Annotated in this window: 10 protein-coding genes; 9 read left to right on the plus strand and 1 reads right to left on the minus strand. The window is 69.2% G+C overall.

The window, feature by feature from the left end; genetic code table 11:
• The first annotated feature begins 285 nt into the window (after positions 1–285).
• The 7 genes from FXO23_RS06260 (at position 286) to FXO23_RS06290 (ending at position 8851) form a co-directional block, all read left to right on the plus strand.
• Positions 286–1911: a long-chain fatty acid--CoA ligase gene (locus FXO23_RS06260; RefSeq protein ID WP_158881745.1), complete on the plus strand. Its 1626-nt coding sequence runs from the start codon at positions 286–288 to the stop codon at positions 1909–1911.
• A 233-nt stretch (positions 1912–2144) separates the two neighbouring features.
• The gene (locus FXO23_RS06265) at positions 2145–3401 is read left to right on the plus strand and encodes an ABC transporter substrate-binding protein (RefSeq protein ID WP_158881747.1); all 1257 of its coding nucleotides are present in this window, start codon (positions 2145–2147) and stop codon (positions 3399–3401) included.
• Positions 3401–4300, plus strand: a complete 900-nt coding sequence (locus tag FXO23_RS06270; protein WP_158881749.1) for a carbohydrate ABC transporter permease — start codon at positions 3401–3403, stop codon at positions 4298–4300. Before FXO23_RS06265 ends, FXO23_RS06270 begins: the two co-directional genes overlap by 1 nt.
• Entirely contained in the window at positions 4297–5112 is an 816-nt protein-coding gene (locus FXO23_RS06275) for a carbohydrate ABC transporter permease (RefSeq protein WP_179956699.1), read from the plus strand. The genes FXO23_RS06270 and FXO23_RS06275 overlap by 4 nt, the downstream gene beginning before the upstream one ends.
• A gap of 188 nt (positions 5113–5300) precedes the next feature.
• Positions 5301–7028, plus strand: coding sequence for a TIGR03767 family metallophosphoesterase (locus FXO23_RS06280; RefSeq protein ID WP_158881751.1), 1728 nt, complete (start codon positions 5301–5303; stop codon positions 7026–7028).
• Positions 7029–7110: 82 nt separating this feature from the next.
• Entirely contained in the window at positions 7111–7512 is a 402-nt protein-coding gene (locus FXO23_RS06285) for a PaaI family thioesterase (RefSeq protein WP_158881753.1), read from the plus strand.
• A gap of 79 nt (positions 7513–7591) precedes the next feature.
• Positions 7592–8851: a peptidase C39 family protein gene (locus FXO23_RS06290; RefSeq protein ID WP_158881755.1), complete on the plus strand. Its 1260-nt coding sequence runs from the start codon at positions 7592–7594 to the stop codon at positions 8849–8851.
• Between the two features lie 27 nt (positions 8852–8878).
• Here the strand turns inward: FXO23_RS06290 and FXO23_RS06295 are convergent, their stop codons facing one another.
• Positions 8879–9937 carry a right-handed parallel beta-helix repeat-containing protein gene (locus FXO23_RS06295; RefSeq protein ID WP_158881757.1) on the minus strand — a complete coding sequence of 353 codons (1059 nt, stop codon included), beginning with the start codon at positions 9935–9937 and terminating at the stop codon, positions 8879–8881.
• 165 nt (positions 9938–10102) lie between these two features.
• On the opposite strand from FXO23_RS06295, the gene FXO23_RS06300 reads away from it, so the two are divergent.
• A complete protein-coding gene (locus FXO23_RS06300) occupies positions 10103–11203 on the plus strand; it encodes an S-(hydroxymethyl)mycothiol dehydrogenase (protein WP_158881758.1) in 1101 nt (366 codons plus the stop codon).
• Between the two features lie 170 nt (positions 11204–11373).
• Positions 11374–12219 (plus strand): DUF2382 domain-containing protein, encoded by an 846-nt coding sequence (locus FXO23_RS06305; protein WP_158881759.1) that lies wholly within the window; start codon positions 11374–11376, stop codon positions 12217–12219.
• The last annotated feature ends 93 nt before the right edge of the window (positions 12220–12312 follow it).

Here is a 12312-nt window from a genome sequence, read left to right on the forward strand (position 1 = left end):
CCGCTGTCGCGGCGACGGCCCGCTCAACCGAGTGCTTGCAACAGCAAGCGCTGGCCAGGCCCTCGTTACCACGGCCCCAGTAAACGCCACCTGGGACGAAGCCGCGAAACCGACACGCACTTACTACCCGGTAGAGCACTTCTGGGCAACGATTCGGCTACGCGGCACCCGGCCCAGGCGCGTGCCGGAACGGTTGTGCACTCTGCACCTGCCCCAGGCCTTCTACCAGCACTAGAGTCGCGCGTAACCCAGTTCACAGTCGAACGAGGACCAGCGGGAGACGCGATGTTGAGCACCATGCAGGACGGGCAGTTGTCGTTGGCGCATCTGCTGCGGCACGGGACCACGGTCCATGCGAACAGCGAGGTCGTCACCTGGACCGGTGAAGGCGCACGCCGGGAGGACTACGGCGAACTGGGGCAACATGCGGCAAGGCTGGCAAACGCCCTGCGCAGCCTCGGCGTCACCGGCGACCAGCGGGTCGGCACGTTCATGTGGAACAACGCCGAGCACATGGCGGCCTACGCGGCGGTCCCCGCGATGGGCGCGGTGCTGCACACGCTGAACATCCGGCTGTTCCCCGAACAGCTCGTCTTCGTCGCCAACCACGCCGAGGACCAGGTCATCCTGGTGGACGGCACCCTGGTGCCGCTGCTGGCCAAGCAGCTCCCGCAGCTCAACACGGTCCGGCACGTGATCGTGGCCAACGGGGACGCGAGCGCGCTGGAGGCCCCGGCGGGCGTCGAGGTGCACTCCTACGACGAACTGCTCGCGGCCCAGCCGGACACCTTCGACTGGCCGGTCGTGGACGAGCGGGCCGCCGCCGCGATGTGCTACACCTCCGGCACCACCGGGGACCCGAAGGGCGTCGCCTACTCGCACCGCTCGATCTGGCTGCATTCGATGCAGGTGTGCATGAGCGACAGCATGCGGCTGGCCCAGCACGACAAGGCGCTGGTCATCGTCCCGATGTTCCACGCGATGTCCTGGGGCCTGCCGTACGCGGCGCTGATGGTCGGCGCCTCGCTGATCATGCCGGACCGGTTCCTGCAGCCCGCGCCGATCGCGCGGATCCTCGAGGCGGAGAAGCCCACCTTCGCCGGTGCGGTGCCGACCATCTGGCAGGGCCTGCTGCAGCACCTGGAGGCCAACCCGCAGGACATCTCGCACCTGCGCGAGGTCGTGGTCGGCGGTTCGGCCGCGCCGCCGTCGATGATGCACGCGTTCGAGGAGAAGTACGGTGTGCCGATCCTGCACGCGTGGGGCATGACCGAGACCTCGCCGCTGGGCAGCGTGGCCCGCCCGCCCGGCGGGGTCACCGGTGAGCAGGCGTGGGAGTACCGCTACACGCAGGGCCGGTTCCCCGCCTCGGTGCGCGCCCGGCTGATCACCGACGACGGCACCGAGGCGCCGTGGGACGGCGAGAGCGTCGGTGAGCTGGAGGTTTCCGGGCCGTGGATCGCCGGGGCCTACTACGGCGACAACGTCGACCCGGACAAGTTCCACGACGGCTGGCTGCGCACCGGGGACGTGGGCAAGGTGACCCCGGACGGCTTCCTGACGCTGACCGACCGGGCCAAGGACGTGATCAAGTCCGGCGGCGAGTGGATCTCCTCGGTGGACCTGGAGAACGCCGTGATGGCGCATCCGGCGGTGGCCGAGGCCGCGGTGATCGGCGTGCCGGACGAGAAGTGGGACGAGCGGCCGCTGGTCGCCGTGGTCGTGCGCGAAGGACAGAGCGTCACCGCCGCCGAACTGCGGGAATTCCTCGCGGACAAGGTCGCGAAGTGGCAGCTGCCGGAGAACTGGACGTTCATCGACGAGGTGCCCAAGACCAGCGTGGGCAAGTTCGACAAGAAGCGCCTGCGCGCGTTCCACTCCGAGGGAAAACTCGACATCAGCAAGCTCTAGCCGGAAAATTCTCGGCGCGTCGGGTATGTCCTGGCGCGCCGGGGAGGAGGCCATGGCGAACTGGCTCGGGCGGCACCCGAAATGACCCGAGAGCGCGCTTCGGCCGAAGGCCCCGCGATCGCGGCGGCGGGGCGTCCGGACAACGCACGGGGAGACGGGCGCAGAAGTCGAGCCCCGGCGGCGCGATCGTGTCGCGCGCAGAGCCGCGATGAGCACAGTGGAGGCTAGGGGGCATGATCAACGGTTCGCCGCGTAGTCGGCGTGCGTTCTTTTCCTTGGCGGGACTGGCCGCGGCCGGGACGTTCGCGGCCGCCTGCGGTTCGAACACCGGGCGCGGCGATTCGGGCGCGTTGCAGCAGTGGTACCACGCCTACGGCGAGGACGGCGTGCAGGACGCGGTCCGGCGCTACGCCGCCGCCTACCGGAAGACCAAAGTGGACGTCGTCTGGAATCCCGGCGACTACGACTCGAAGATCGTCACCGCGTTGCAGAACAGCGCGGTGCCGGACGTGTTCGAGGCCCAGTTGAAGATCGACTGGGTGCGGCAGAACCAGATCGTGCCGCTGGACGACCTCATCGCGCCGGTGCGGGACGACTTCCACCCGGCGGCGCTGGCCGCGCAGACGGTCGAGGGCAAGGTGTACGGCATCCCGCAGGCCATCGACACCCAGGTCCTCTTCTACCGCAAGAGCCTGCTCCAGGCCGCGGGCGTGACGCCGCCGCGGACCGTCGACGAGCTGATCGACGCGGCGAACCGGCTCACCCGGGGCGGGGTCAAGGGCCTGTTCGCCGGGAACGACGGCGGCGTGGCCGTGCTCGCGGGTCCCCTGCTGTGGTCGGCGGGGCTGGATTACCTGACCGGGGACGGCCGCGCGGTCGGCTTCGACGATCCGCGGGCCGCGACCGCGTTCGCCAGGCTGCGCGCGCTGAACGCGGGCAACGCGCTGCTGCTGGGCGCGCCGACCGACTGGTCCGATCCCGGCGCGTTCATCGGCGGCCTGGCCGCGATGCAGTGGACCGGGCTGTGGAACGTGCCGAAGGTGCGGGCCGCGCTCGGCGACGACTTCGGCGTGCTCCCGTTCCCGAAACTCGACGACCACGGGAAACCCTCGGTCCCGGTCGGCGCGTACGGGGCCTCGGTCAACGCGAAGAGCAAGAACGTGGCCGCGGGCAAGGACTTCCTGAAGTGGCTGTGGATCGACCAGGCCGACGATCAGCTGGAGTTCGCCACGAAGTTCGGGTTCCACCTCCCGGCGCGCACCAGCCTGCTCGACCGCGCCGAGGGCCTGAAATCCGGCCCCGCCGCGGACGCCGTGCGGTACGTGCGGGAGCACAGCCACCTGGTTGGTGGTCCACAGTGGACAGCGCAGTCGAACACCGCGCTCGCCGACGCGCTGGCCCGGATCGCGAAGGAGGGCGCGGATCCGGTGGCCGAGACCCGCAAGGCCGTCGAGGTCGTGAAGTCCGAGACGAAACGCCTGTTCGGCTGATGAACCGCCGCACCACCTGGGCGTTCTGGCTGTTCGTCGGCCCGTTCCTGGCCGGGCTGGCGGTGTTCGCGTACCTGCCGATCGGCTGGAGCGCCTACCTCAGCTTCTTCGACGCGCACAACACGGTCACCCCGACCTCGTTCGTCGGGCTGGACAACTACGTCTCGATGCTCACCAACGAGGCGTTCCTGTCCAGCCTGGGCACGTTCAGCGTGTTCGCGCTGATCGTCGTGCCGCTGACGTTCGTGCTGTCGCTGGCGCTGGCGGTCGGGGTGAACCAGTTGTCGTTCGCGCGCACGTTCTTCCGCTCGGTGTTCTTCCTGCCGTTCGCCTGTTCGTACGTGGTGGCTTCGCTGGTGTGGAAGACCTCGCTGTTCTCCGGGGTGCGGACCGGGCTGGCGAACACCGTGCTGGGACTGTTCGACGCCGATCCGGTGGCGTGGACCGGGACCGTGCACCCGCCGCTGTACTGGATCGTGCTGGTGACCGCGCGGCTGTGGCTGCAGCTCGGGTTCTACATGATCCTGTTCATCGCGGCGCTGCAACGGATTCCGCGGCACCTGTACGAGGCCGCCTGGCTGGACGGCGCGAAACCGGGCTGGCAGGTGTTCCGGCACATCACGTTGCCGCAACTGCGCTCGACCGCGGTGGCCGTGCTGCTGCTCAACCTCATCAACGCGTACCAGGCGTTCGACGAGTTCTACAACATCCTCGGCGATTCGCGGGGCTACCCGCCGTTCGCGCGGCCGCCGCTGGTCTACCTCTACTACACCTCGCTCGGCTCCGGCGGGCAGGACCTCGGGCACGGCAGCGCGGGCGCGGTGGTGCTGGCGTTGCTGATCGCACTGGTGACCCTGTTGCAGGGCAAGCTCTTCCGCTTCAACCGGACCGCGTCGTGAAGGCGGTGTCGCGCTGGGCGGCGCTGCTCGTCGCCGCGGTGCTGTTCCTCCTGCCGTTCTACCTGCTGTTGCGCAACGGGCTGGCCACCCCGGAGGAGATCAGCTCGCCGGACTGGTCGTTCTTCCCGTCCTCGCCGCACTGGGAGAACCTGGGCGCGCTGTTCGCCAGTGACGACGTGCCGCTCGCCCGGTCCCTGCTGAACTCGACGCTGGTGGCCGTGCTGCAGACCGCGGGCCAGTTGCTGCTCTGCTCGCTGGCGGGCTACGGCCTGGCGAGAATCCCTTACCGGCACTCGAAAAAGGTGCTCTACGCGGTCATCGCCACGCTGATGATCCCGACCTCGGTGACGTTCGTGCCGAGTTTCGTCGTGGTGTCGAGCCTGGGCTGGATCTCCGATCTGCGCGGGCTGATCATCCCGGGCCTGTTCAGCGCGTTCACCACATTCCTGTTCCGCCAGTACTTCCTGGACTTCCCGGCCGAGCTGGAGGAGGCGGGCCGGATCGACGGGCTGAGCCGGTGGGGCGTGTTCTGGCGGATCGTGGCGCCCAACTCGCGCGGCTTCTTCGCCGCGCTGGGCGTCATCAACTTCATCGGCAGCTGGAACGCGTTCCTCTGGCCGCTGATCATCGCGCAGGATCCGTCCTCGTGGACCGTGCAGGTGGCCCTGTCCGGCCTGCTGACCTCGCAGAACCCGAAGACGAACCTGCTCTTCCTGGCCGCCGCGATCTCGATCCTGCCGATCGTGCTGCTCTTCGTCTTCCTGCAGCGCTACCTCGTCCGCGGCGTCACCGAATCGGGCCTCAAGGGCTGACCTCGTGAGTGTCCTGGCCGGTTGGAACCGGTCTGGCCACTCACGACCCACCCCACCCGGCAACACTTTCGTCGTAGGCAAACATGACAAACCTTCGCATTTGGGTTCCCGCGCGTTCATCGGTCGGCTAACCTCATGCGGCACCGTGCATACCTGGCGTGCAGCGCGAGCGAGGCGGGAGTAGCTGGATGGCCGACTGGACCAGGCGTGGATTCGTGACCGTGGCCGGGGTTTCCGGGCTCGGGCTGCTGCTGAGCACGCCCACCGCGAACGCCGTCGAACGCCTGCTGCGCGAGACCACCCGGCGTGCGGTGGACCCGGCGGGCACCACGCTCGAAGCGGTCGCCGCGCCGGTCACCGCGGGCGGCAGGTACACCCGGCTGACCGCGGGCCCGGGCTGGCCGCTGGTCGTGCGGGAGGAACTCGCCCCCGCCAAGGCCGGGCGCGACGACCGGCGCACCGCTCGGGCGTCCTTCGTGCAGTTCACCGATCTGCACATCACCGACGCCGAGAGCCCGGCCAGGTTCGAATACCTGCACCCGCTGATCGGCTCGGCTCACCGTCCACAAGAGACGCTCGGACCGGTGGCGACCACGGCGCTCGTGCGCCGGGTGAACGCGTTGCGCGGCGGGCCGTTCACCGGCAAACCGTTCGACTTCATGATGACCACCGGGGACAACACCGACAACCACGAGCACCTGGAACTGAGCTGGTTCCTGGACATCCTCAACGGCGGCACGGTGACCCCGAACTCCGGCGACCCCGCGACCTACCAGGGCGTGCAGGACTCCGGCTCCCCGCTGTTCTGGAACCCGGGCAAACCGCTCGCCGACGACTACACGAAGAAGGGCTTCCCGCAGCTGCCCGGCCTGCTCGGCGCGGCGACCGCGGAGTTCACCTCGCCCGGCCTGGACATCCCGTGGTACTGCACGTTCGGCAACCACGACGACAGCATCGTCGGCTCGCTGCCCGATCTGCCGGGCATCGAGAACTGGTACACCGGCCGCTACAAGATCATCGGCAAGGACGAGAGCACCAGCCGCAAACTCGCCGAGGCGATCAACACCCCGGGCCGGAGCGTGCCGGTGGCCGAACTGTTCGGCGGCTCCGGCACGATCCGCGAGGTCACCCCGGACGAGCGGCGGCGCCCGTTCAGCACCGCGGAGTTCGTCCAGGCCCATCTCGACGCCGCGCACACCGGCCCCGGACCGGAAGGCCACGGGTTCACCGGGAACAACGCCGACGGCCGCAACGTCTACTACACGTTCCGGATCGCGCCGGGGATCACCGGGATCAGCCTGGACACCACCACGCTGGCCGGGTTCGCGGACGGGTCGATCGGCCTCGGCCAGTTCCTCTGGGTGGAGAAGACCCTGCAGCGCGGCAGCTCGCGGTACTACGACTTCTTCGGCAACAAGGTCACGCACCAGGTGACCGACGAGCTGTTCATCCTGTTCAGCCACCACACCAGCGGCACCATGGGCAACGTCCTGCCGGATTCGCGGCACCCGCTGGAGCCGCGGCTGAACGGCGACACCTTCGTCGGGCTGCTCAACCGGTTCCCGAACGTGCTCGCCTGGGTCAACGGGCACACCCACCTCAACAAGATCACCGCGCATCCGGGCAAAACCCCCGAACAGGGCTTCTGGGAGATCAACACCGCGTCGCACATCGACTTCCCGCAGCAGGCGCGGGTCATCGAGGTCGCGGACAACGCGGACGGCACGTTGTCCCTGTTCACCACGCTGGTCGAGGCCGAGGCGCCGTACGCGGCGGACTACGGGGACACCTCCGCGCAAGCGCTTGCGTCGCTCTACCGCGAGCTGTCCTACAACGATTTGCACGCCGACCTGGGCCGCCAGGGCTCGGCACCGGACCGCAACACCGAACTCGTGCTCCCGAACCCGCTGGCCTGACCGCCATTACCCCGGAGGTAATCGACCGCACGCGCGCCCTCGGGCAGGCTTGCCGATCATCGACGAGCCGAGGAGACCCGCCATGACCGACGCCGAGGGCACCGAGTTGTTCCACCGGACCATGCCGTTCACCAAGGCGCTGGGCGTCGAGGCGCTCGAGCACTCGGCCGAGGTCGTGCGCAGCCGGGTGGCCTGGTCGGATTCGCTGTGCACGCTCGGCGGCGTGCTGCACGGCGGCGTCCTGATGTCGCTGGCCGACGCGAACGGCGCGGTGTGCGCGTTCCTCAACCTGCCCGAGGGCGCGCGGGGCACGACCACGATCGAGTCGAAGACGAACTTCCTGCGCGCGATCCGCGACGGGTACGCGGTGGCGACCTCCCGGCCGCTGCACCCCGGCCGCCGGGTGATCGTGGTGGAGACCGAAATCCACGACGACGCGGGCAAGCTGGTCGCCAAGGTCACCCAGTCGCAGGCCGTACTGTAACCACCTCGGGGCCGGTCAGTGGTTTACACCAGTGCGCAAAAGAGCAAAAATCCCTGGCAACACGAGGGATGGAGTCCGCATGCGCGCCCGCTTACTGATCACCCTGCTGTCTGCGGCGATGATGGTCACCGTGACCGCACCCGCCGCCGGCGCGCATCCGGCCCGAGCCGACGACGAGTCGATCGACTACCACCAGTGGGCCACCACCGCCGAGTTCCGCACCGGCACCCTCGCCGGGGTCGCCGCGGACGGCCGGGGATTGCGCATCGACGCGCCGATCGGCACGATCCAGCGCACCGAACCCCGCCTGGGCACCACGCGCACCTACGAGTACGCGCAGTGGACCTCGCCCGAGTACCGCCCGGGTTTCGACGCGAGCGAGCTGATCGCCTCCTGGAACGCTTCGACGCCGGAGAAGACCTGGCTGCAGGTCGAGGCGCGGGCGCGGACCGCGGGCGGGGAGGAGACCGCCTGGTACGTGCTGGGGCAGTGGGCGCACGGGGACGCCGACATCCAGCGCACCAGCGTGGACGGGCAGAGCGACCAGCACGCCGAGGTCAGCGTGGACACGCTGGTCGCGAAGGCGGGTGTCGGCTTCAGTTCCTACCGGCTCCGGGTGAGCCTGTACCGGGAGGCGGGCAGCGGCGCCACTCCGGTGCTCACCTCGATCGGCGCGATGACTTCCCTGCTCCCCGACCGGTTCGACGTCGAGGTCAGCAAGCCCGGCAAGGCCGCCGGGGTGGAGCTCCCGGTGCCGCGGCACGCCCAGAACCTCCACAAAGGACACTTCCCGGAGTACGGCGGCGGGGGCGAGAACTGGTGCAGCCCCACCTCCACCGAGATGGTCGTCGAGTACTGGGGCAAGGGGCCGAGCGGGCAGGACATGTCCTGGATCCCTTCGGGTTACGTGGATCCGAGCGTCGCCTACGCGGCCCGGTACACCTACGACTACGCCTACCAGGGCACCGGGAACTGGCCGTTCAACACCGCCTACGCCGCGCGGTACGGCCTGCGCGGGCACATCACCCGGTTGCATTCGCTGACCGAACTCGAGGAGTACATCGCCCGCGGCATCCCGGTGATCACCTCGCAGTCGTTCCTGGCCAGCGAACTCGACGGGGCCGGTTACGGCACCGCCGGGCACATCATGGTGGTCGTCGGCTTCACCCCGGACGGCGACGTGATCGCGAACGACCCGGCGTCCAGCAGCAACGACCGCGTGCGGAACGTGTACAAACGGGACCAGTTCGAGAAGATCTGGCAGCGCACCAAGCGGTACGACGCCGACGGCAAGGTCCGCGGCGGCCCCGGCGGCGTCGCCTACCTCATCACCCCGTGACCGTGCGCTTTGCCGACGAAGTGCGGGCTATGGCTGGCAGCGGATCGGTGGGATGGTGCTGAGTCCGGCGCCGCCCGGGGTGACCGTGTTGTCGTCGCACACCACGTTCGGTTTGCCGCCGCACTGCCCGTTGTTGGTGACGTCGAAGGCCCAGCCGTCCGGGGCGGTGAACGGCGCCACCGACCCGCTGTTGCCGCGGAACGTGTTGGCGCAGCCGAATCCCTCGGCCTCGGTCCGGGTCTTGTACCCGCTGCGGTGCGCGCCGGCGCCCCGGTTGTCCGCGATGGTGTAGCCGTTCCCCTTGGCGTTGACCCAGCTTTCGCCGGAATTCTCCCCGGTCTGCCCGGCGCCGTGGAACGTGTTGCCGCGCACCTCGCCGCCGGTGGTGCCTTCCTTGATGTCGATGGCCTCGGCGGCGATGTTCGGGCCGAGCGTGTTGCCGATCGCCTTGTTCCGGTCGCTGTGATCGGGCTGGGAATCCGGCCAGTTGCTCTTCGCCGAACCGAAGTAGATGCCCTCGCCGAAACCCGGGCGGCGCTTGCCGGTGTCGTGGATGACCGAATCGCGCACGACGTTGTCGCTGCTGCCGTGCTGGAAGTGCACGGCCTCATCGCCGATGTCGTGGATCTCCAGGCCCGAAACCTCGACCCCGGTCACGCCGAGTGCCATCAGGCCCTTCTGGCCGTTACGGATCGTGAACCCCTGCAGGCGCCAGTGGCTGCCGGTCAGTTCGATCGTGCGGCCCTTGCGGATCCCGCCGCCGTCGATCACCGCGTTGCGGCTGCCGCGCAACGTGATCGGCTGGTCCGCGGTACCGGCCGCGGAGATCGCGAACTGCCCGGTGTAGACGCCGTCCGCGAGTTCGAGCACGCTGCCCGGGGTGGCCTCCCGCAACGCGGCGGTCAGTTCGTCCGCGGTGCGCACGGTCCGGTCCGCGGGCGCCCCGGTGTGCACGACCGGGGGCGCGGGGGTGTGCTCTTCCTTGCCGGACGGCGGTTTCCCGCCCTCGGAGCCGTTACCCGAAGCGCACGAGCACAGCAGGGCGAGCGCGGCCAAGGCCACGGTGAAGCGGGCGAATGTCGACATGGCGACCCCCTCAGTCCGGTTGCCTGCTTCGAGTCCCCGCCGCCGCGCCCGGTTCCCCCGGGTGCCCGGAAACCTCGTCCCACCCATGCGGATGTCGCGATATCCCCATGATCCATGGCAAGCTGCGGGCGGAGGCACCGCACGTGAACGGGAAGGTGGTCGGCCATGTCGTACGAGGTCCAAGGCGTCGTTTCGCGCGCGAAGGGTGAGCCGGTCACGCTGGAAACGGTGATCGTGCCCGACCCCGGTCCCGGTGAGGCGGTCGTCTCGGTCCAGGCGTGCGGGGTCTGCCACACCGACCTGCACTACCGCGAGGGCGGCATCAACGACCAGTTCCCGTTCCTGCTCGGCCACGAGGCGGCGGGCGTCGTCGAGCGGGTGGGCAGCGGCGTCACCGATCTCGAACCCGGCGACTTCGTCGTCCTCAACTGGCGCGCGGTCTGCGGCGTGTGCCGGGCGTGCAAACGCGGCAAACCGTGGTACTGCTTCAGCACGCACAACGCCGCCCAGCCGATGACGCTCGCCGACGGCACCGCGCTGAGCCCGGCACTCGGCATCGGCGCGTTCCTCGAGAAGACCTTGGTCCATAGTGGACAGTGCACGAAGGTGGACCCGGCGGCGCGGCCGGCGGTCGCCGGGCTGCTCGGCTGCGGGGTGATGGCGGGCATCGGCGCGGCGATGAACACCGGCGCGGTGGGCCGGGGCGATTCGGTCGCGGTCATCGGCTGCGGCGGCGTCGGCGACGCGGCCATCGCGGGCGCCCGGCTCGCCGGGGCCACCACGATCATCGCGGTCGACGTGGACGACCGGAAACTGGAGTGGGCCAAGGAATTCGGTGCGACGCACACGCTCAACGCCCGCGGTCGCGGCGAGGACGAGATCGTCGGCGGCATCCGCGACCTGACCGGTTCCTTCGGCGCCGACGTGGTGATCGACGCGGTCGGCCGCCCGGAGACCTGGCGGCAGGCGTTCTACGCCCGCGATCTCGCGGGCACCGTCGTGCTGGTCGGCGTCCCCACCCCGGAGATGCGCCTGAACGATCTGCCGCTGATCGACTTCTTCTCCCGGGGCGGTTCGCTGAAATCGTCCTGGTACGGCGACTGCCTGCCCTCGCGCGATTTCCCCATGCTGGTCGACCTCTACCTGCAGGGCCGCCTGCCGTTGGACAAGTTCGTGAGCGAACGGATCACCGCGGACGGCGTCGAGCACGCGTTCGAGCGAATGCACCGCGGGGACGTCCTGCGCAGTGTCGTCGAATTCGGCTGATTTTCCCCGGCGACCTGGGGTTAACCACTTCCGCCGATTTCAAACAGACACGATCAGGGTCGCCCACGTGGGCGGCCCTACGTTTGCACCCGCTCCGCGTCCGGCCGATGGTGAAGGTGTTCTCCGGTGAACGACCATCGCACCCGAGAAAGCGAAAGGAAGCGGTAACCATGACCCGCACGATCCGTCCGGAGGATCTGATCGACAACACCGTCGTGGATCCGGAAGGCAGCAAGATCGGCAAGGTGGGCACCGTTTATCTCGCCGACGACACCCGGCGCCCGGAATGGGTCACCGTCAAAACCGGCATGTTCGGGCAGAAGGAAAGCTTCGTCCCGCTGCGCGGCGCGGATGTGCAGAAAGACGGGTTGCACGTCCAGGTGCCCAAGGACAAGGTTTCCGACGCGCCGCGCATCGACGCCGACGGTCACCTCTCCCAGAACCAAAGCGCCGAACTCTACCAGTACTACGGCATGCCGATGCCGCGCTCCACAATGGAGAACGCGCCCGGGACCGCGCCGCCCGTGGAGAACGCGCCGAGGCCGGGGCCGCACGCCGGTGGGCGGCAGGGCATGCGGACCGCTCAGGGCCGGGGCCGGCCCCGCGGCACGGGCAAGCCGGACCGGGCCGATCAGCAGGCCATGACGCGTTCCGAAGAGCAGTTGAAGGTCGGCACCGAGCAGGTGGAGACCGGGCACGTCCGGCTGCGCAAGTACGTGGTGACCGAGGAGCAGCAGGTGAGCGTCCCGGTCACGCACGAGGAAGTGCGCGTGGAACGGGAGCCGATCACCGAGGCGGATGCCGGCACGCGCGCCGAAATCGGCGAGGCCGAGCAGGAAGTCACGCTGCACGCGGAGAAACCGGTGGTGAGCAAGGAAACCAGGCCGGTGGAGAAGGTGCGCCTCGGCACCGAGCAGGTCACCGAGGAGCAGACCGTTTCCGGCGAGGTCCGCAAGGAACGTATCGACATCGACGACGACACCAAGCACCGCCGCGACCCGCGCCGCGGCTCTTGACCCGCCCTGTCCGGCGAGGTGACCGGCAGGAAGGGACCTTCGCTCCTGGAAATCGGGAGCGAGGGAGCTTTACTACGGTTGTACGTGAGTAAA

Source organism: Amycolatopsis anabasis (assembly GCF_009765355.1).
GTDB lineage: Bacteria > Actinomycetota > Actinomycetes > Mycobacteriales > Pseudonocardiaceae > Amycolatopsis > Amycolatopsis anabasis.